This is a genomic window from Kitasatospora sp. NPDC088742 (genome assembly GCF_055584905.1).
This window is the reverse complement of the sequence record NZ_JBVJLD010000005.1, coordinates 1-18409: the sequence shown is the minus strand read 5'-3', so window position 1 is coordinate 18409 and position 18409 is coordinate 1. Positions and strand designations below refer to the sequence as shown.

Genomic DNA, 18409 nt, shown 5'->3' with positions numbered 1-18409 from the left:
CGGCGTCAACGTCCGTTCAGGGCTTCGGAGACGGCGCGGGCGAAGCCTTCGGGGTTGTCGAACATGATGTTGTGGCCGCAGTGCGGGACGGCGCGGACGGTGGTGCCGGCGGCGGTCAGTCCGGCCGCGTCGGCGGGAGCGCCGTCGGCTTCCGGGTGGAGGAAGGTGCGGGGGACGGTCAGGGCGGCGAGCTGCTCGCGCAGGGGTGGGGTGGTGCCCCGGGCGCGGTGGACGGTGGTGCGGTGGAGGGCGACCGGGCCGGCCAGCCGCATGGTGGCCCACCAGGTCGGGCCGACCCGTTCGGCGGTCTTGTGCCAGCCGTCGGTGAGGAACTCCTCCTCGGTGTACTCGGTGATGCCGCTGGACCCCGGGGCGGGGACGGGCGGTGCGGGGTCGAGGACGGAGTCCACCAGGACGAGCTTGGACACCAGGTGCGGGTGACGGGCCGCCAGCAGGATGGCGACCGCGCCGCCCAGGCTGTGTGCGATCACCTCGGCACCGCTCACCCCGGCGGTGGTGAGCGCGGTGGCCACCGCGTCGGCGTGTGACTCCAGGGTGTACGGGAAGTCGGTGGGCCGGTCGCTGATGCCGAAGCCGAGCAGGTCGAGCAGCAGCGACCGACGGCCCGTCAGCAGCGGGTGCGCGGCGGCCGCGGCGGAGTAGACGGGTGAGCTGGCGCCCAGGCCGTGCAGGTGGAGCCGGGCCGGTTCGGCGCCGGGCAGCTCGATCCAGCGGATCAGGTCGCCGTTCGGGGTCACGGGGGCTTGGCGCATGGCGGGCTCCTGGCACGGGTGCGGTGAGCGGACGGCCAGAACCATACATCGATGCCGAGGTATCGCGGAAGCGATATAGGCAGGCGCGCGGCATGGCAGCATGGGCGCATGCTGAAGCTCGCCATCCTCGGGTTCCTCCATGACCGGCCGCTGCACGGCTACGAGCTGCGCCGCCACCTGGCCGCCCTCACCGGGCACGTCCGGCCGATCAGCGACGGCACCCTCTACCCGGCGATCAAGCGCCTGGAGGCCGACGGCCTGCTGCGCCGGGAGACCGAGCCTGGTGCGGCGGCGGCCCCCCGGCACACCCTCCACCTCACCCCGGCCGGGCAGCGCACGCTGCGCGAACTGCTGCGCACGCCGGAGGAGTTGGACATCAGCGACGAGAACCGCTGGTTCACCGTGCTGGCCTTCCTGCGCCACCTGGAGAGTCCGGCCGAACAGGCGGCGGTGCTCCGCCGCCGGCTCGCCTTCCTCTCCGAACCGGCCAGCTTCTTCTACGACGGCACCCGCCCCGTCCGCGCGGAGGAGCTCACCGACCCGTTCCGGGTCGGCCTGCTGCGGATCGCCCGCGCCACCACCGAGGCTGAACTCGCTTGGCTGGAAGCAACGTTGAAGGAGCTGGAGGCAGCGGACGGGGCCTGACGTTCCGTGCCGGTCAGGCGTCCGCGCGGTGGGAGCCGGCCGGGCGGAAGAGGCGGTGCATGGCCTCGGGGAGCTGGTCGGCGCTGGTGACCGGGCGGTGGAACTCGAAGCGGGCGTCGAGGATGCGGTCGCCGTCGATCATCCGCACCCGCAGGCCGAAGCGGTCCAGCGCGACCGGGCGGACGTCGAGGCCGGGGTGGTCGGCCCAGCCGGCCGGGCCCGCGGGGTGGTCGAGGGCCAGGGCGCCCAGGCGGGAGAGGTGGTCGGGGTGGGCGGCGGCCAGGTGCTGGAGCATGGCGGCCTCGTCTGCGGCGAGCGGGTCCGGCGCGGCGGTGCCGAGCCCGTCCAGTGGGACGCAGCACTCCGAGCCCCAGAGGTCCTCGACCGAGAGGTGGTCGGGGGTGAGCCGGAGGAGGGCGTGGCGGACGCCGGTGGGGCGCTGCGGGAAGAGGCCGTCGAGCACCTCGGGCGCGGCGGCGGTCAGCACGTCCAGGTGCCCGTGCACGGTGGCCCGGCCCCGGATGCGGTGCGGCATCGCGACCGGCGCCACGTCCACCGCCTCGGCCACGGCCGGGAGCCGGTCGCCCCGGGAGACCGAGGCGATCCGGCAGAGCGGGGAGTCCTGTTCGGCCAGGACGGCGAGCGAGCCGTCCGCCAGCACCGCGCAGCGGGCCGTCGGCGGGACGCCGGGGCGGTGGGCCAGATCCATGCCGGGCACGTCGACGATCACCGAGGAGGCGAACTCCAGGAGGGTGCGGGCGCGTTCGGCCGGGGTCGGCGCGGCGCTCGCGGGGCTTCCGGAGCTGGGCAGGGCAGGGCTGGCGGGCATCCGTCCTCCTGGGTAGGTAAGGCGAGCCTAACCTAAGTCGAAGGAGGGTGGAAGGAGCGGCTCCGACGGGACGTCAGATCGCGGCTCCGAGCATCCGCAGCACCAGCACGCCGTAGCGGCGGCCCAGCTCCTCCGGGGTCTCGCTGCTCCGCTCGGTGTACCAGCGCGAGACGTCGATGCCCAGCGAGGTCACCGCGCGGGCGGCCGTCCGCACGTCCGGCACCTGGAAGGAACCTTCCGCCACCCCGGCCTCGATGATCCGCCGCACGGTCTCCTCGATCCGTCGTCGCAGCTCGGCGACCACCTCGAACTCCGCCTCCGGCAGTGCGTGCAGCTCGTGGTTGACGATCCGTCCGACCGTGTGGCCCCGGGCGTGCCAGCGGGTGAAGTCCTCGACCAGCCGCCGCATCTGCTCCACCGGGCCGGAGCCCTCGGCGGCCGCGCGCTCCACCAGGTCCAGGGTGGCCTGGTGGCCGGTACGGCTGATCTCGGAGAGCAGGGCCGACTTGGACGCGTAGTGGATGTAGAGGGCGGCCGGGCTCATCCCGGCGGCGGTGGCGATGTCCCGGGTGGTGGTGGCGTGGTAGCCGCGCCGGGCGAAGGACTCGACCGCCGCGAGCAGCAGCCGGCGGGCGGCCTCGGTCCGCTCGCCCGGGCTGCCGGTGGGCCAGAGTTCGGCGGTCGCGTGGTCGTTCATGGTGGTCATCCTCGCAGACGGGTGCGGTCCGCCCCGGGGTCGGAGTGGTTGACAGTGTGACCCGTCGCCAACATGCTAAGCAAGCGCTTAGTCACGCGCCGCACCTGCTGCACGAGTCGAGAGGAATCGGCCATGGCGCCGTCGTTCAAGGACCGGGTGGCCGTGGTCACCGGAGCCAGCCGGGGCATCGGCCTCGCCATCGCCCGCGAGCTGGTGGAGCGGGGGGCGAAGGTCTGCATCACCGCCCGCAACCCCGAACCGCTGGCCGAGGCGGTCCGCGAACTCGGCGGCCCCGACCACGCCATCGCCGTCGCCGGCAAGTCCGACGACCCCGCCCACCAGGCCGAGGCGGTGGCCCGCACGGTGGAGCAGTTCGGCCGCCTGGACCACCTGGTGAACAACACCGGCATCAACCCGGTGTTCGGCTCCCTGCTGGACGTCGACCAGGCCGCCGCCGCCAAGATCCTCGGCGTCAACGTGCTCGCCCCGCTGGCCTGGATCCGCCTCGCCCGGGACGCCTGGATGGGCGAGCACGGCGGCTCGGTGGTCAACGTCGCCTCCATCGCCGGCATCCGCGCCTCGCTCGGCATCGGCATGTACGGGGTCTCGAAGGCCGCGCTGATGCGCGTCACCACCGAACTGGGCGCCGAACTCGGCCCGGCCATCCGGGTCAACGCCGTCGCCCCCGCCGTGGTCAAGACCCGCTTCGCCGAAGCCCTCTACGAGGGCCGCGAGGAGCAGGTGGCCGCCGCCTACCCGATGAAGCGGCTCGGCGTGCCGCAGGACGTGGCGGGCGCGGTCGCCTTCCTGCTCTCCGAGGACTCCGCCTGGATCACCGGGCAGACCCTGGTGGTCGACGGCGGCATCACCCTCGGCGGCGGCCTGTGACCAGGCGGCTCGGCGTGGTGGTCACCGGCGCCGGACACGGCATCGGGGCCGCCCTGGCCGAGGCCTTCGCGGCGGCGGGCGGAGCCCGCGTGGTGGTCAACGACCTGGACGCGGAGGCCGCATCGGCGGTCGCCGAGCGGATCGGGGGCATCGCCGTGCCGGGCGACGCGTCCCGTCCGGAGGAGCTGATCGCCGCCGCCCGCAAGGAACTTGGCGGGATCGACGTGTACTGCGCCAACGCGGGCGTCGCCCCGGAGGGCGGCGCTGACGCCGGGCCCGCCGCCTGGGAGAGTGCCTGGCAGGTCAACGTGCTGGCGCACGTTCGGGCGGCCGAACTCCTGCTCCCCGACTGGCTGGAGCGCGGCGCGGGCCGCTTCGTCGCCACCGTGTCGGCGGCCGGGCTGCTCACCAGCCTCGGCTCCGCCCCGTACTCCGTCAGCAAGCACGGGGCGCTGGCCTTCGCCGAGTGGCTCTCGGCCACCTACCGGCACCGGGGCGTGCGGGTGCACGCGGTCTGCCCGCAGGGGGTGCGGACCAGGATGCTCGCCGACACCGGCTGGGCCGGTCAACTGCTGCTGGCGGACGAGGCGTTGGAGCCGGACGAGGTGGCGGCGGAGGTGATGCGGGGGATCGCCGAGGAGCGGTTCCTGATCCTGCCGCACCCCGAGGTGGCCCGGTACTACCTGGCGCGGGCCGGGGACACGGACCGCTGGCTCGGCACGATGAACCGGATGCAGCAGCGGCTGGACGCGGAAGGGTGAGCGGGATGAGGGCATGGCAGGTCGGGGAGCTGGGCGAGCCGGGTACGGTGATGCGGCTCGCCGAGGTGGACCAACCGGTTGCGGGGGAGGGGCAGTTGCTGGTCCGGGTACGGGCCGCGGCGGTCAACTTCCCGGACGCGCTGATGGTCCGGGGCCACTACCAGGTGCGGCCGCCGCTGCCGTTCACCCCGGGCGTGGAGCTGTGCGGCGAGGTGGTGGGTGGCTCGCGGTCCGGTGAACGGGTCATCGGCACCCCGCTGCTGCCGGCCGGCGCCTTCGCCGAGTACGCCCTGATGGACGCCCGGGGCGCGTTCGCGGCCCCGCCCGCGCTGGACGACGCGGAGGCCGCCGCGCTCCACATCGCCTACCAGACGGCCTGGTTCGCACTGCACCGGCGGGCCGCGCTGCGGGCCGGGGAGACGCTGCTCGTCCACGCCGCGGCCGGGGGAGTCGGCAGCGCCGCCGTCCAGCTCGGCAAGGCGGCGGGGGCGACGGTCATCGCGGTCGTCGGAGGTCCGGAAAAGGCCGCTGCCGCCCGTGAGTTGGGCGCCGACCTGGTGATCGACCGCCGGGCGGAGGACTTCACCGCCGCGGTCAAGCAGGCCACCGGCGCCCGGGGCGCGGACGTGGTCTTCGACCCCGTCGGCGGCGAGGCCTACACCGGATCCACCCGCTGCATCGCCTTCGAGGGCCGCATCGTCGTCATCGGCTTCGCCAGCGGCACCATCCCCACCGCCGCCCTCAACCACGCCCTGGTCAAGAACTACTCGGTGCTCGGCCTGCACTGGGGCCTCTACAACACCCACGACCCCGCCGCCGTCCAGGCCGCCCACACCGAACTCACCACCCTGGCGGCCAAGTCCGTCATCCGCCCGCTGGTCAGCGAACGCCTCCCCCTGACCGGAGCCGCCGACGCCGTCCAGCGCGTGGCCGACGGCACCACCACCGGCCGGATCGCGATCCTGCCGTAGGCCGTGCACCAGAGCTTCACCGGGACGTCGGCCGCCGCTCCCGCGGCAGACGCCCGGTGACGCCAGGGTGGCGGCCCATGACCACTCGTCAGGCCGTGCGGGCCGCCTCCCTCGTGCTGGGTTCCCTCCTCGCCGTGTCCGTTCCGTTCCCCGCCGGGGCCGCCTCGCGGCTGCCGGAGGTGCACCCGAGGGCGGAGACGGCTCCGCTGTTCGACGACAAGGCGGGTGGCAAGGCCAACGCCGACGACCCGGCGATCTGGCGCAACGACGCCGATCCGGGGCGGAGCCTGGTGATCGCCACCGCCAAGCAGGGCGGGCTGCGGGTGTACGACCTGGAGGCACGGGAGGTGCAGGCGCTGCCGGCACCGGCCGGGCCGGGGAAGGACGACGCTCCGGGCCGGTTCAACAACGTCGACCTGCTGCGCGACGTCCGGTTCGGCGGCGGCCGGGCCGACCTGGCCGTCGTGACGGACCGGGGGAACGACCGGCTGCGGGTCTACCGGATCGACCCGACCCGGCCCGGCGGTCCGCTCACCGACGTCACCGACCCCGGGGTGAGCCCGGTGTTCTCGGCCGACCAGGCGGAGATCAACGAGCAGACCACCGCCTACGGCCTGGCCACCTGGACCGACCGCCGCACCGGCCGCAGCTACGCGCTGGCCAGCCGGCGCCACCGCACCCGGATCGCCCTGCTGGAGCTCACCGCCACCCGGCCGGCACGGTGACCTACCGTCAGGTCCGCACCGTCGACCTCCCGGCCTCGTTCCGGCTGCCGAACGGCGCCACCTGGACCCCCTGCGCCGGGCCCGGTGAACTCCCGCAGGTGGAGGGCATGGTGGTCGACCCGGACAGCGGCACCCTCTACGCCGGCCAGGAGGACGTCGGCATCTGGCGCATCCCGGCCGACCTCTCCGGCACCCCGAAGCTGATGGACAAGGTCCGCGAGTACGGCGTGCCCGCCACCTACGACGCCGAGACCGGGGAGTGCGCCCCAGGTGCCGACCCCGGCTTCGGCGGCAAGCACCTGACCGCCGACGTGGAGGGCCTGACCATCCTCGACCGGGGCCACGGCAAGGGCTACCTGCTCGCTTCCAGCCAGGGCGACAACACCTTCGTCGCCTACGACCGCCGCCGCTCCGAGGACAACGAGTTCGAGGGCGCCTTCCGGATCACCGCCGCCTCCGCCACCCTCGACGGCTCCGAGGTCTGCGACGGCGCGGCCGTCCTGAACGCCCCGCTCGGCCGCCGCTACCCGCACGGCCTGATGGTCGTCCAGGACGGCCGGGAGACCCCGGGCGACGGCGACCGCGAGGCCACCGGCTTCAAGTTCGTGGACCTGCGGGACGTGCTGCACGCCATCGGCTGACGACACCCCTCCAGCCTGGCCGGTTTTCTACGGCATGGTGAGGCCGACCGGCCCGGCGAGGGCGTTCCGGTGGAACCCCGGGGTGCCGAGGGCGAGTTGGTCGGCCTTGGCGCGCTTGAGGTAGAGGTGGGCCGGGTGCTCCCAGGTCATGCCGATGCCGCCGTGCAGCTGCACGCACTCCTCGGCGGCCCGGACGGCCAGCGTCCCGCAGTGGGACTGGGCGACGGCGACGGCCACCGCCCTGTCCGGGCTGCCGGTGGCCAGGGCGTCCGCCGCGTACCGGGCGGCGGCCCGGCCCCCGACGATCTCCAGCCAGAGGTCGGCCAGGCGGTGCTTGAGGGCCTGGAAGGAGCCGACCGGGCGGCCGAACTGGTGACGCTCCCTCAGGTAGGCGACGGTGGTGGCCAGGCACCACTCGGCGATCCCGAGCTGCTCGGAGGCCAGCAGGCCGGCTCCGGTCAACAGGGCCTCGGCCACCGGCTCCTGACCGTCCGCCACCTTCCGGGCCGCCGCGCCGCTCAGCTCCACGTCGGCCAGCGGCCGGGTGAGGTCGAGCGAGGTCCGGGGGGCGACGGTGGCCTCGGCGCTGTCCACCGCCCAGAGCGCGCCCCCGGCCGGGACCAGCAGGACGTCGGCGCCCAGGGCGTCGGCGACCGAGGTGATCCGCCCGGAGAGCCGTCCCCCGGCGGCCAGTTGCGGCAGCGCCGTACCGGGGGCGGTGGAGAACGGCACCGCGAGGGTGGCCGTCCGGGTACCCGAGGCGAGTTCGGGGAGCAGCTCCCGCTCGCTGGCGGCCAGCAGCGCCGTCACCGCCAGCACCGAGCTGCCGAAGTACGGCACCGGCGCCACCGACCGGCCCAACTCCTCCAGCACCACTGCGACTTCGCGCACCGAGGCGCCCGCCCCGCCCCACTCCTCCGGCACCTGGAGCCCGGCCACCCCGAGCCCTTCGGCCAGCCCGCGCCAGAGCCGGGGGTCGTACGGTTCGGCGCTCTCGCAGCGCTCCAGGACGGCCGCTGGCGGGCAGTGGTCGGTCAGGAAGTCCCGGGTCGTGGAACGGAGGTCCTCCTCCAGCTCCGAATACAGCAGATCGCTCATCGGCGCAGCTCCTTCCACGGCAGGTCCTTGTCGGTGCGCGGCTCCGAGGGGAGGCCGAGCACCCGCTCGGCGATCACGTTGCGCAGGATCTCGGAGGAGCCGCCCTCGATCGAGTTCCCCTTGGCGCGCAGGTAGCGGTACCCGGCGTCGCGGCCGGTGAAGTCCACCACCTCGGGGCGGGTCATCGTCCAGTCCTCGTACCCGAGGCCCTCCTCGCCCCTCAACTCCACCTCCAGGCCGCTGAGTTCCTGGGCCAGCCGGGCGAAGGCCAGCTTCATCGCCGCGCCCTCCGGTCCGGGCTGCCCGACCGCCAGCTGCTGGCGCAGCCGTTCGCCGGTCAGCCGCAGCACCTCCGCGTCCACCCAGCCCTTGAGCAGCCGCTGGTGCAGCTCGTGGGTGCGCAGTTCCGGCTGCTCGCGCCAGGCCCCGGCCAGCACGCCGATCATGCCGCCCTCGCGCGGGGTGGCCTGGCCGCCGATCGCCACCCGCTCGTTGTTGAGGGTGGTCTGGGCGATCCGCCACCCCTCCCCGACCGCGCCGATCCGGTGCGCGTCGGGGATCCGCACGCCGGTCAGGAAGACCTCGTTGAACTCGGCCTCGCCGGTGAGCTGGCGCAGTGGCCGGACCTCCACCCCGGGGTCGGTCATGTCGCAGACGAAGTAGCTGATGCCCTGGTGCTTGGGCAGGTCCGGGTCGGTGCGGGCGAGCAGGATGGCCCAGCGCGCGGCGTGCGCGATGGAGGTCCACACCTTCTGGCCGTCCACCACCCAGTGGTCGCCGTCACGCACCGCGCGGGTCGCCAGCGCGGCCAGGTCCGAGCCGGCGCCGGGCTCGCTGAACAGCTGGCACCAGACCTCCTCGCCGGTCCACAGCGGACGCAGGAAGCGCTGCTTCTGCTCCTCGGTGCCGTGCCGCAGGATGGTCGGGGCGGCCATCCCGAGGCCGATGCCGATCCGGCGCGGATCGTTGTCCGGGGCCTCGGCGGCGGCCAACTCCTCGTTCACCACGGCCTGTTCGGAGCGGGCCGCGCCGAGGCCGCCGAGGCCGGGCGGGAAGTGCACCCAGGCCAGCCCGGCGTCGAAGCGGGCCCGCAGGAAGTCCAGCCGGTCGGTGGTGGCCGGGTCGTTGTCGGCCAGGAACTCCCTGGTCCGGGTGCGCAGTTCGGTCGTCGGGTCCATGGTCAGCCTTCCTGGTGGCGCCGCAGCTCCCGGCGGGCCAGCGACCGCCGGTGCACCTCGTCCGGACCGTCGGCCAGCCGCAAGGTCCGGTTCCCCGCCCAGAGTTGGGCGAGCGGGGTGTCCTGGCTCACCCCGGCCGCGCCGTGCGCCTGGACGGCCTTGTCGAGCACCCACTCCGTCATGGCCGGGACGGCGATCTTGATCGCCTGGATCTCGGTGTGCGCCCCCCGGTTCCCGACGGTGTCCATCAGCCAGGCCGTCTTGAGCACCAGCAGCCGGGCCTGCTCGATCCGTACCCGTGACTCGGCGATCCACTCCTGGACCACCCCCTGGGCGGCCAGCGGCTTGCCGAAGGCGACCCGCTCGGTCACCCGACGGCACATCAACTCCAGCGCCCGCTCGGCGATCCCGACCGCCCGCATGCAGTGGTGGATGCGGCCCGGGCCGAGCCGGGCCTGGGCGATGGCGAAGCCTGCGCCCTCCTCGCCGATCAGGTTGGCGGCCGGGACGCGGACGTCCTCGAAGGTGATCTCGGCGTGCCCGCCGTGGTCCTCGTCCTTGTAGCCGAAGACCGTCATGCCCCGGCGGACCGTCACCCCGGGGGCGTCCCTCGGCACCAGGATCATGCTCTGCTGGCGGTGCGGGTCGGCCGTCGGGTCGGTCTTGCCCATCACGATGAAGATCTTGCAGTCCGGGTTCATCGCCCCGCTGATGTACCACTTGCGGCCGTTGACCACGTACTCGTCGCCGTCGCGCTCGATCCGGGTGGTGATGTTGGTGGCGTCGGAGGAGGCCACCTCCGGCTCGGTCATCGCGAAGGCGGAGCGGATCTCCGCGTTCAGCAGCGGCTCCAGCCACTGCTTGCGCTGCGCCTCGTCGCCGAACTGGGCGAGCAGCTCCATGTTCCCGGTGTCCGGCGCGGCGCAGTTGAGCGCGGCGGGGGCCAGCAGGATCGAACGGCCCGTCAGCTCGGCCAGCGGGGCGTACTGGAGGTTGGTCAGCCCGGCTCCGTGCTCGCCCGGCAAGAAGAGGTTCCACAGCCCGCGGGCCCGGGCTTCGGTCTGCAGCTCGCGGATCACTGCCGGTACGGTCCACTCCGGCCGCGCGGGGTCGGCGAGCTGGGCGGCGAGCACCGGCTCGGCCGGGTACACCACCTCCTCCAGGAAGGCGGTCAGCTGCTCGCGCAGCTGCTCGGTCCGGGCGTCGTAGGCGAAGTCCACGGTCAGCGCTCCTTGAGTGCGGTCAGGCCGAACTGCACGAACAGCGGGACGAGTTCGCCCACCCGGTCGAAGCCGGGGCCCACGGTGCGGCCCTGGCCGTGGCGGAAGTGGATGCCCTCCAGGACCACGGCGAGCTTGAACGAGGCGAAGCCCACGTACCAGCCGAGCGTCGAGACGTCCCGGCCCGAGCCCTCGGTGTAGCGGCCGACCAGCTCGGCCGCGGAGGGGAAGCCGGGGGCCAGCGCGGCGCCCGGCAGGATTCCGTCGTACCGGCGGGCCAGTTCGGTGTACATCACCAGCAGGCCGAGGTCGGTGAGGGGGTCGCCGAGGGTGGACATCTCCCAGTCCAGCACGGCGGTGATCCGGTCGTCCGGGCCGACCAGCACGTTGTCCAGGCGGTAGTCGCCGTGCACCAGGGCCGGGGCGGGGGAGTCGGGCAGGGCCTCCGTCAACTCGGCCCGCAGCTCGGTGATGCCCGGCACCTCGCGGCTCCTGGACGCCTCCAACTGCCGCTCCCAGCGCCGCAGCTGACGCTCCAGGAAGCCCTCCGGCCGCCCGAAGTCCGCCAGCCCGACGGAGGCCGGGTCCACGGCGTGCAGCGCGACCAGGGTGTCGGCCAGGTGCAGCCCGAGCGCGTGCACCCGCGGCTCCCCGAAGGCGGCCAGCGCGGCGGCGTCCCGGTGCGGAGTCCCGGCCACGTGCTCCATCAGGTACCAGGGCGCCCCGAGCACCTCCGGGTCCTCCACCAGCAGCAGCGTCCCGGGCACCGGCACGGCGGTCGGCGCCAGGGCCGTCATCACCCGGTACTCCCGGCCCATGTCGTGGGCCGTCGCCAGCACGTGCCCGAGCGGCGGCCGCCGCAGCACCCACGTCGAACTGCCGTCTCCCACCCGGTAGGTGAGGTTCGACCGCCCGCCCTCGATCAGCTCCGCCCGCAGCGGCCCCCGCACCAGCCCGGGGCGCTCGGCGTCGAGGTGGTCCCGCAGCCGGCCGAGGTCGAGGCCGGGCGGATCGGGGAAGTCATCGCTCATGGGGCAGTCCTCACGGGTGGGTGACTAAGCGCTTGCTTAGCATTGCCGCGAGTCCTGCCCCTGTCAACGCCCCGCACGGGGTGGCGGGTCAGCCCAGGAACGCCTCGGGGCCGAAGCGGCCCCAGGCGACGAAGGCGGCGAGCAGCAGGTAGACCAGGTCCACGGCCACCAGCTTGGTCTCGCCGCGCCGGATCCGGACCACGGCCGCCCCGGCCATGAGCAGCGCCAGGCCGGCGGCGGCCAGTGGCGCGAGCACCGGCGCGATGCCCGAGGCGGGCGGCAGCACCAGCCCCAGGCCGGCGGCGGCCTCCAGCGCTCCGATCGCCTTCACGCCGCCCGCGCCGAAGTCCTCGACCCACTGCGAGCTGGCGCCGAAGGCCGCGATCCGCTGCTTCGGCAGGATCAGCTTGAGGCCGCCGCCCGCGAGGTAGGCGGCGGCGAGCAGTCCGGCGACGATCCACAGCGCGATGTTCATCAGGTGCTCCTCTGGTCCGGCCGACGTACGTCGTCGGTCGTTCACGGGACGAGAGGGGCCCGCCGCCTGTGACACGGCGCGGTGTGACCCCGGTCACGGCGACGGCCGCCCCGGGAGGGTGTCCCGGGGCGGCCGTGGTGCGGTGTGGTGCGGAGTCGCTATCCGCCGTTGACCTTGGTGGCGATGCGGTCGCCGAGGTCCTTGTCGACGTTGCGCCAGTAGTCGAGGGCGCGGGCCAGGACCGGGGCGGAGACGCCGTTGAGGAGGTGGCCGCTGACGTTGGAGACCAGGCGGTCGCGGGCGGCGTCGTCCAGGACCTGACGGACCATGGTGCCGGCCTGGCCCCAGTCGTCGTCCTCGCGGTGCAGCGGGTAGGCCTCGCGGACCATCCGGCCGGCCACGTCCCAGCCGAGCGGGGAGCCCCAGAGTTCGGGCTGCGCGGCCGGGCCGCCGTAGGAGTTGGGCGCGTAGGGGACCTCGGCGCGGGAGGCCTCGAAGCGCATCGGCCCGTCCTTGGCGTAGGAGTGCACCGGGACGTGCGGCCGGTTGGGCGGCAGCTGGGCGTAGTTGGGGCCGATCCGGTACCGGTGGGTGTCCGGGTAGGAGAAGATCCGGCCGAGCAGCATCTTGTCGGGCGAGACGCCGATGCCGGGCACCAGGTTGGAGGGCTCGAAGGCGGCCTGCTCGATGTGCACGTGGTAGTTGTCGGGGTTGCGGTTGAGCGTCATCCGCCCGACCTCGATCAGCGGGTAGTCGGCGTGCGGCCAGACCTTGGTGAGGTCGAAGGGGTTGAACCGGTAGTCCCAGGCGTCGTCGAAGGGCATCACCTGGACGTGCAGCGTCCAGCTCGGGTGGTTGCCGTTCTTGACCGCGTCGTAGAGGTCGCGGATGTGCGCGTCCGGGTCCTGGCCGGCCAGCAGGTCCGCGTCCGCCTGGGAGAGGAAGTCGATGCCCTGGTCGGTCTTGAAGTGGTACTTGACCCAGAAGCGCTCGCCGCCGGCGTTGACCCACTGGTAGGTGTGCGAGCCGTAGCCGTTCATCTGGCGCCAGGTCTTCGGGATGCCGCGGTCGCCCATCAGCCAGGTGACCTGGTGGGCGGACTCCGGGCTGAGGGTCCAGAAGTCCCACTGCATGTCGTTGTCGCGCAGGTGGGTGTCGGGGCGGCGCTTCTGCGAGCGGATGAAGTCCTGGAACTTGATCGGGTCCCGGACGAAGAAGACCGGGGTGTTGTTGCCGACCAGGTCGTAGTTGCCCTGCTCGGTGTAGAACTTCACCGCGAAGCCGCGCGGGTCGCGCCAGCTGTCGGGGGTGCCGAGCTCGCCGGCCACCGTGGAGAAGCGGATCAGCAGCTCGGTCTTCTTGCCGGGCTGGAAGAGGTCGGCCTTGGTGAACTGGCTGACGTCGTTGGTGACTTGGAAGAACCCGTAGGCCCCGCCGCCCTTGGCGTGCACCACCCGCTCGGGCACCCGTTCCCGGTTGAACTGGGCCATCTTCTCGATCAGGTAGTGGTCGTGCAGCAGGATCGGGCCCACCGGTCCGGCGGTCAGCGAATCCGAGTCGCTCTCGACCGGGACACCGGCGTTGTTGGTGGTGTACGGGACGTGTGCTTCGGACATGGGGTAGGGCCTCCTAGCGGTACGCGCGTACCTCTCGGCCGGCGGTCGGCCCGCGACGGCCGATACCCACTCGAACACCGACCGCGCCGTCCCACAACCGCAGCGCTACCCCTCGGGGACCCAGACCTCGCGGCCGCCGCCGAGCCACTCGACCAGCTCGGGGTCGTCGAGGTCGGGATCGTCCACCCCGGCCCGGCGGATGAACTCCGCCACGTCGGCCTCGTCGGAGGCCTTGCCGACCAGGCGCCCGTAGATCTCCACCCGCCGGTAGGGGCGGGCTCCCTTGGTGGGGGCCCGCACCACCACCGGCGGGTGGAAGATGTCACGGCTCATGGTTCCAGTGTCGCGCGGTCAGTCCCGGACCAGCAGGACGACGCCGGCCATGATCACGGCCAGGGCCAGCGCGGCGAGGCCGTAGACCAGCCGGTGGCGGTTGAGGACGGGCACGAAGGAGTCCGCCGAGTAGCGGCCGGGGCCGGTCAGGGTGAGGGCGGCGAAGGCGGCGATCAGAATGATCACGTACTCCGGGCCCTCGGGGGAGAAGAAGGAGCCCGTCCAGGTGACGGCCAGCGCGTTCAGCATGGTGCCGACCACGGCGGCGCCGGCCAGCGGGGTGACCAGGCCGAGGGCGACGCCGAGGCCGCCGAGCGTCTCGGTGAGCGCGGCCACCACGGCCATCGCGTCGGGTGCGGGGTAGCCGACGGAGGCGAAGAACTGGGCGGTGGAGTCGAGGCCGGCACCGCCGAACCAGCCGAACAGCTTCTGCAGACCGTGGCCGGCCATGGTGAGGCCGAGGCCCAGGCGGAGCACCAGGAGGCCGAGGTCGTAGGCGGGCAGGGAGGTGGTGGCGGTGGGGGGCGTGGGGGAGGTGGTCGTCATGAGCAGGCTGGTCTCCGGTCTCGGGCGGCCAGGACAGGCCAGGGCACGGGGAATCGCGGTTCGAATTTGAACCACTTTGGTGACCGTACCTGACATTTCCAATTTGAACAACGAGCCCGGACTTGCCTGATGGACTGTCAAGTCCCTTGGGTGTCGCGGAAGACCTCGCGTGCGTCCTTGTCCTCCCGCAGCCCGAGGAAGCGCGGATGGCGCAGCCTTCCCTCCTCGGTCCAGCCCGTGAAGGCGCACTGCGCGACCAGTACCGGCTCCACCCAGTGCGGCGCCCGCTCCGGCACCGGGCCGTCGAACGGCGAGTCCGGCCGGGCCAGCGCGTCCAGCCGGGCCCGCAGCCCGTGCAGGACGGCGGTGGAGAAGCCGGTGCCGACCTTGCCCGCGTACCGGAGGCCCCCGCCGGCCAGGTAGGTGCCGAGCAGCAGGGCGCCGAAGCCCGCCCGGGAGCCCGCCGGGTCGGTGAAACCGCCGATCACCAGCTCCTGGGCGGCGGTGCACTTGAGCTTCAGCCAGTCCGGCGAGCGGCGCTGCTGGTAGGCGCCGTCGGCGCGCTTGGCGATCAGGCCCTCCCAGCCCCGGGCGCAGGCCTCGGCCAGGGGCGCGGGGCCGTCCGCCTCCTGGTGCTCGGTGTAGCGCAGCGGGCCGCCGTACCGGAGGGCCCGGGCGAGGACCTGCTTGCGCTCGGTGAGCGGGAGGCGGGTGGTGTCGTACTGCTCCAGCTGGAGCAGGTCGAAGAGGAAGTACGTGACCGCCACGCCGGTGGCCAGGGCCCGGCGCGGGTCGCGCAGCTGCATCCGCCGCTGGAGCCGTTCGAAGCTGGTCGCGCCGTGCTCGTCGAGGGCGACGATCTCGCCGTCCAGCACGAAGCGCTGCACCGGCTGGGCGGCCAGCGCCTCGGTCAACTCGGGGAATCCCGGGGCCAGTTGCTTGCCGGTGCGGGACTCGATGCGGATCTGAGGGCCGTCCCGGTAGGCCAGTGCGCGGATGCCGTCGAGCTTGCGCTCCAGCAGCCAGCCCGGGCCGAACTCCCGGCGCCCGCCGGAGGTGGCCAGCATCGGCGAGAAGCGGAGCAGCGTCACCCCTCCAGGGTGGCACCGGGGGACGGCCCGGGCCGGGTGCGGGGCGGCCCGGGCCGGGGCTCAGGCCAGGCGGCCGCCGCCGTCGACGTGCAGGACGGTGCCGGTGACGTACGGGTTCGCGATCGCGTACAGCACCGCCTGGACCAGGTCGGCGGGGGAGCCGACGCGGCGGGCCGGGTTCCTGGCGGCGACGCCGGCCAGGAAGGCGTCCTTGCGCTCGGCCAGGCCGTCCCAGGCGCCGGAGTCGACGATGCCCGGGGAGACGGCGTTGACCCGGACGGGTGCCAGCTCGACCGCGAGAGCCTCGACCAGGAAGGCCAGCGCGCCGTTGCTGGTGGCCATCACCACCCGCTCCGGGGCCGGACGCCAGGCGGCCACGCCGGAGAAGAAGGTGAACGAGCCACCGGGCTCGGCCTGCCCGGAGAGGTGCTTGGCGAGCAGCAGCGGGCCGAACACCTTGGCGGCGAACGCCCGCTGCACATCAACCAGTTGAAGGTCCTTCACCGGCCCGTTGGCCGGCATGGCGGCGGTCGAGACCAGGTGGTCGAAGCGGCCGGTCCGCTCGGCCAGGGCGCCGATCGAGGCCTCGTCGGCCAGGTCGACCGGTTGCACCACGGCCGGGCCGGGCAGCTCGGCGGCGGTGGCCGCGAGGCGGGCCTCGTCCGGCCCGGCCAGCACCAGCTCGGCCCCGGCCGCCGAGGCCGTCCGGGCCAGCTCGCGGCCGATGCCCGAGCCCGCGCCGACCACGACCAGGCGGCGTCCGTCCAGGGTTTCCTTGCTCATCGCTCTGCTCCTCGGAGGGGAAGTGGATCTCTCCCCATGAGCCTCCGCCGCCCGGGCACCCCCTGTCCAAGACATGCTTCCTTGCTTAGCCATAAACTCCGTGCATGGCTACGCTCCGTCAGTACGAGTACCTGGTCACCGTCGTGGAGACCGGCTCCTTCACCCGGGCGGCCGAGCTGCTGCACGTCTCCCAGCCGGCCCTCTCGCACCAGGTGCGCGCGCTGGAGCGGGAGTGCGGCGGGCCGTTGCTGGAGCGGCTTCCGCGCTCGGTGCGGCTCACCCCGATGGGCCGCGAGGTGGAGCCGCACGCCCGTGCGGCGCTGGCCGGGGCGGAGCGGGCCCGGGCCGCCGCCCGCCGGGCGGCCGGGGTGGACGGCGGGGAGCTCCAGCTCGCGGTGGTGTACTCGGTGGCGCTCGGCGTGCTGCCGCCGGTGCTGCGGGCCTGGCGGGCCCGCCACCCGCGGGTCCGGGTGCGGCTGCGCGAGTACCCGCACACCGAGGCGCTCACCGCCGCGATGGCGGACGGCCGGGCGGACCTGGCGGTCGGGCCTCGTCCCCTCGAATGGGCGGGCCCGGTACAGGAGTTGGGGGAGGAGGAGTTCGTGGTGGTGCTGGCTGAGGACGACCCGGCCGAGGCCGTGGACGGCCGGATCGCGCTGGCCACGCTGGCCGGCCGGGAGTGGGTGCACTACGCGCCCGGCAACGGGCTGGCCGAGGTGCTCGACGCGGCCTGCGCGGCGGCCGGCTTCCGGCCGGAGGCGGGCGTGCGCACCGAGCAGACCGCCGCCGCCCCGCTGCTCGCCGCCGCCGGGCTCGGCCCGGCCCTGGTGCCGGGGAACCTGCTGCCGCCCGGCTTCGCCGCCCGGGTCCTGCGCCCCGACCCGCCGGTCCGCCGGATCCTGGCCGGGTACACCCGCCCGGGGCCGGACCGGATCACCACCGCCTTCCTGGACGTGCTGGCCGGTCACGCCAGGGTGGGCGAACCTGGAGGGCAGGGGGACGGAGGCGTCGGCTGAGGAGGCCCGGATGGCCAGGGCGATGTGGTCGGGGACGTTGAGCTTCGGGCTGGTCACCGTACCGGTGGCGCTGTACTCGGCCACCGAGGACCACAGCGTCCGGTTCCGCCAGCTCCAGCGCGGCACCTCCGACCGGGTGCGCAACCAGCGGGTCAACGAGCGCACTGGCGAGGAGGTGCCCTACGCCGACGTGGTGAAGGGCTTCGAGCTGGCCGAGGGCGAGTACGTGGTGGTCGAGCCGCAGGAGCTGGAGGAGATCTCCCCCGGACGGTCGAAGACCATCGAGATCCTCGGCTTCGTGGAGCTGGAGCAGGTCGAGCCGATCCTCTTCGACAAGACCTACTACCTGGGCCCCAAGGGCAAGGAGTACACCAAGGTCTACGCCCTGCTGCGGGAGGCGCTGAGCCGCACCGGCAAGGCCGGGATCGCCAAGTTCGCCATGCGCGGCCGGGAGTACCTGACGGCGGTGCACGTCGAGGGCGACACCCTCACCCTGCACACCATGCACTTCGCCGACGAGGTCCGGGACCCGCACAGCGAGGTCGACAACCTCCCGGAGGCCGATGTGACGCTCCAGGAGCGGGAGTTGAAGGCGGCCGAGCAGCTGATCGGGATGCTCGCGATGGACTGGAAGCCCGAGGAGTACCGGGACGACTACGAGGACCGGGTGCGCGAGCTGGTGGAGGCCAAGGTCGAGGGCCGCGAGGTGGTCCGGTCCGAGGAGCCGGCGGTGGCCACCAACGTGGTGGACCTGATGGAGGTCCTCAACCGCTCGATGGCGGCGGTCGGCAAGGCACCCGCCCCGGCCGAGCCGGAGAAGCCCGCGGAGGAGGACCTCTCCGGGCTGACCAAGGCCCAACTCTACGAACGTGCCGTGGAGTTGGACATCAAGGGGCGGTCCTCGATGACCCGGGACGAGCTGCTGAAGGCGGTCGGGAAGGCTGTGAGGCCGAAGCGCCGTCTGAAGGCGGTCTCCTGACCAGTGCCTCCCCCGGCACTAGTACTGCAACGGTGCTTACCGTGACTGCTGTTGGGTTTGCTCGTTGGACTGTTCATGGGTGGGGACATATCTGACGTCGATGCTCGTCGCTG

Annotated in this window: 19 protein-coding genes and 1 pseudogene; 7 read left to right on the top strand and 13 right to left on the bottom strand. The window is 73.5% G+C overall.

Annotated elements, in window-relative coordinates; genetic code table 11:
* Nucleotides 1-5: 5 nt before the first annotated feature.
* Nucleotides 6-773, bottom strand: coding sequence for an alpha/beta fold hydrolase (locus ACZ6ZR_RS06825; protein ID WP_465640116.1), 768 nt, complete (start codon nt 771-773; stop codon nt 6-8).
* Between the two features lie 108 nt (nt 774-881).
* On the opposite strand from ACZ6ZR_RS06825, the gene ACZ6ZR_RS06820 reads away from it, so the two are divergent.
* Complete coding sequence (locus tag ACZ6ZR_RS06820; RefSeq protein WP_465640114.1) at nt 882-1418, top strand: PadR family transcriptional regulator; 537 nt, start codon at nt 882-884, stop codon at nt 1416-1418.
* Between the two features lie 13 nt (nt 1419-1431).
* On the opposite strand, the gene ACZ6ZR_RS06815 is transcribed toward ACZ6ZR_RS06820, so the two are convergent.
* Together ACZ6ZR_RS06815 and ACZ6ZR_RS06810 are read right to left on the bottom strand one after the other, a co-directional pair.
* Nucleotides 1432-2247 (bottom strand): DUF2470 domain-containing protein, encoded by an 816-nt coding sequence (locus ACZ6ZR_RS06815; RefSeq protein WP_465640112.1) that lies wholly within the window; start codon nt 2245-2247, stop codon nt 1432-1434.
* Between the two features lie 73 nt (nt 2248-2320).
* Nucleotides 2321-2944 (bottom strand): TetR/AcrR family transcriptional regulator, encoded by a 624-nt coding sequence (locus ACZ6ZR_RS06810; RefSeq protein ID WP_465640110.1) that lies wholly within the window; start codon nt 2942-2944, stop codon nt 2321-2323.
* A gap of 132 nt (nt 2945-3076) precedes the next feature.
* Here ACZ6ZR_RS06810 and ACZ6ZR_RS06805 point away from each other — a divergent pair, with 132 nt between their 5' ends.
* The 4 genes and pseudogenes from ACZ6ZR_RS06805 to ACZ6ZR_RS06790 all read left to right on the top strand — a co-directional run bounded on the left by ACZ6ZR_RS06805 (nt 3077) and on the right by ACZ6ZR_RS06790 (nt 6930).
* Nucleotides 3077-3832: an SDR family oxidoreductase gene (locus tag ACZ6ZR_RS06805; protein ID WP_465640108.1), complete on the top strand. Its 756-nt coding sequence runs from the start codon at nt 3077-3079 to the stop codon at nt 3830-3832.
* Entirely contained in the window at nt 3829-4593 is a 765-nt protein-coding gene (locus ACZ6ZR_RS06800) for an SDR family oxidoreductase (protein WP_465640106.1), read from the top strand. Before ACZ6ZR_RS06805 ends, ACZ6ZR_RS06800 begins: the two co-directional genes overlap by 4 nt.
* A 5-nt stretch (nt 4594-4598) precedes the next feature.
* Complete coding sequence (locus ACZ6ZR_RS06795) at nt 4599-5564, top strand: NADPH:quinone oxidoreductase family protein (protein WP_465640104.1); 966 nt, start codon at nt 4599-4601, stop codon at nt 5562-5564.
* 77 nt (nt 5565-5641) lie between these two features.
* Nucleotides 5642-6930 (top strand): annotated as a pseudogene (locus ACZ6ZR_RS06790) (phytase).
* Nucleotides 6931-6957: 27 nt separating this feature from the next.
* Here ACZ6ZR_RS06790 and ACZ6ZR_RS06785 read toward each other — a convergent pair.
* From ACZ6ZR_RS06785 to ACZ6ZR_RS06740, 10 genes are all read right to left on the bottom strand, one after another.
* Nucleotides 6958-8028, bottom strand: a complete 1071-nt coding sequence (locus ACZ6ZR_RS06785; protein WP_465640102.1) for an acyl-CoA dehydrogenase family protein — start codon at nt 8026-8028, stop codon at nt 6958-6960.
* The gene (locus ACZ6ZR_RS06780) at nt 8025-9206 is read right to left on the bottom strand and encodes an acyl-CoA dehydrogenase family protein (RefSeq protein ID WP_465640100.1); all 1182 of its coding nucleotides are present in this window, start codon (nt 9204-9206) and stop codon (nt 8025-8027) included. The genes ACZ6ZR_RS06785 and ACZ6ZR_RS06780 overlap by 4 nt, the downstream gene beginning before the upstream one ends.
* Nucleotides 9207-9208: 2 nt before the next feature.
* Entirely contained in the window at nt 9209-10426 is a 1218-nt protein-coding gene (locus tag ACZ6ZR_RS06775; protein ID WP_465640098.1) for an acyl-CoA dehydrogenase family protein, read from the bottom strand.
* Nucleotides 10427-10428: 2 nt separating this feature from the next.
* Nucleotides 10429-11457, bottom strand: coding sequence for a phosphotransferase family protein (locus ACZ6ZR_RS06770; RefSeq protein ID WP_465640096.1), 1029 nt, complete (start codon nt 11455-11457; stop codon nt 10429-10431).
* Nucleotides 11458-11545: 88 nt separating this feature from the next.
* Nucleotides 11546-11932 carry a DoxX family protein gene (locus tag ACZ6ZR_RS06765; RefSeq protein ID WP_465640094.1) on the bottom strand — a complete coding sequence of 129 codons (387 nt, stop codon included), beginning with the start codon at nt 11930-11932 and terminating at the stop codon, nt 11546-11548.
* A gap of 158 nt (nt 11933-12090) precedes the next feature.
* A complete protein-coding gene (locus tag ACZ6ZR_RS06760; RefSeq protein WP_465640092.1) occupies nt 12091-13548 on the bottom strand; it encodes a catalase in 1458 nt (485 codons plus the stop codon).
* Between the two features lie 105 nt (nt 13549-13653).
* The gene (locus ACZ6ZR_RS06755) at nt 13654-13881 is read right to left on the bottom strand and encodes a hypothetical protein (RefSeq protein ID WP_465640090.1); all 228 of its coding nucleotides are present in this window, start codon (nt 13879-13881) and stop codon (nt 13654-13656) included.
* Nucleotides 13882-13899: 18 nt separating this feature from the next.
* Entirely contained in the window at nt 13900-14427 is a 528-nt protein-coding gene (locus ACZ6ZR_RS06750; RefSeq protein ID WP_465640088.1) for a DoxX family protein, read from the bottom strand.
* Between the two features lie 137 nt (nt 14428-14564).
* Nucleotides 14565-15518 carry a non-homologous end-joining DNA ligase gene (ligD, locus tag ACZ6ZR_RS06745; protein ID WP_465640086.1) on the bottom strand — a complete coding sequence of 318 codons (954 nt, stop codon included), beginning with the start codon at nt 15516-15518 and terminating at the stop codon, nt 14565-14567.
* Between the two features lie 60 nt (nt 15519-15578).
* Nucleotides 15579-16301 (bottom strand): SDR family oxidoreductase, encoded by a 723-nt coding sequence (locus ACZ6ZR_RS06740; protein WP_465640084.1) that lies wholly within the window; start codon nt 16299-16301, stop codon nt 15579-15581.
* Between the two features lie 104 nt (nt 16302-16405).
* On the opposite strand from ACZ6ZR_RS06740, the gene ACZ6ZR_RS06735 reads away from it, so the two are divergent.
* Both ACZ6ZR_RS06735 and ku read left to right on the top strand, forming a co-directional pair.
* Complete coding sequence (locus tag ACZ6ZR_RS06735; protein WP_465640082.1) at nt 16406-17317, top strand: LysR family transcriptional regulator; 912 nt, start codon at nt 16406-16408, stop codon at nt 17315-17317.
* Between the two features lie 10 nt (nt 17318-17327).
* Nucleotides 17328-18296: a non-homologous end joining protein Ku gene (ku, locus tag ACZ6ZR_RS06730; protein ID WP_465640080.1), complete on the top strand. Its 969-nt coding sequence runs from the start codon at nt 17328-17330 to the stop codon at nt 18294-18296.
* Nucleotides 18297-18409: the final 113 nt, after the last annotated feature.

Bases quoted from the DNA above. Each gene is read 5' to 3' on its own strand.
- ACZ6ZR_RS06765 (WP_465640094.1), bottom strand. From the start codon at position 11,932: ATGAACATCGCGCTGTGGATCGTCGCCGGACTGCTCGCCGCCGCCTAC.
- ku (WP_465640080.1), top strand. From the start codon at position 17,328: ATGGCCAGGGCGATGTGGTCGGGGACGTTGAGCTTCGGGCTGGTCACC.
- ACZ6ZR_RS06795 (WP_465640104.1), top strand. From the start codon at position 4,599: ATGAGGGCATGGCAGGTCGGGGAGCTGGGCGAGCCGGGTACGGTGATG.
- ACZ6ZR_RS06740 (WP_465640084.1), bottom strand. From the start codon at position 16,301: ATGAGCAAGGAAACCCTGGACGGACGCCGCCTGGTCGTGGTCGGCGCG.
- ACZ6ZR_RS06785 (WP_465640102.1), bottom strand. From the start codon at position 8,028: ATGAGCGATCTGCTGTATTCGGAGCTGGAGGAGGACCTCCGTTCCACG.
- ACZ6ZR_RS06755 (WP_465640090.1), bottom strand. From the start codon at position 13,881: ATGAGCCGTGACATCTTCCACCCGCCGGTGGTGGTGCGGGCCCCCACC.
- ACZ6ZR_RS06825 (WP_465640116.1), bottom strand. From the start codon at position 773: ATGCGCCAAGCCCCCGTGACCCCGAACGGCGACCTGATCCGCTGGATC.
- ACZ6ZR_RS06750 (WP_465640088.1), bottom strand. From the start codon at position 14,427: ATGACGACCACCTCCCCCACGCCCCCCACCGCCACCACCTCCCTGCCC.
- ACZ6ZR_RS06735 (WP_465640082.1), top strand. From the start codon at position 16,406: ATGGCTACGCTCCGTCAGTACGAGTACCTGGTCACCGTCGTGGAGACC.
- ACZ6ZR_RS06780 (WP_465640100.1), bottom strand. From the start codon at position 9,206: ATGGACCCGACGACCGAACTGCGCACCCGGACCAGGGAGTTCCTGGCC.
- ACZ6ZR_RS06815 (WP_465640112.1), bottom strand. From the start codon at position 2,247: ATGCCCGCCAGCCCTGCCCTGCCCAGCTCCGGAAGCCCCGCGAGCGCC.
- ACZ6ZR_RS06760 (WP_465640092.1), bottom strand. From the start codon at position 13,548: ATGTCCGAAGCACACGTCCCGTACACCACCAACAACGCCGGTGTCCCG.
- ACZ6ZR_RS06820 (WP_465640114.1), top strand. From the start codon at position 882: ATGCTGAAGCTCGCCATCCTCGGGTTCCTCCATGACCGGCCGCTGCAC.
- ACZ6ZR_RS06810 (WP_465640110.1), bottom strand. From the start codon at position 2,944: ATGAACGACCACGCGACCGCCGAACTCTGGCCCACCGGCAGCCCGGGC.
- ACZ6ZR_RS06805 (WP_465640108.1), top strand. From the start codon at position 3,077: ATGGCGCCGTCGTTCAAGGACCGGGTGGCCGTGGTCACCGGAGCCAGC.
- ACZ6ZR_RS06770 (WP_465640096.1), bottom strand. From the start codon at position 11,457: ATGAGCGATGACTTCCCCGATCCGCCCGGCCTCGACCTCGGCCGGCTG.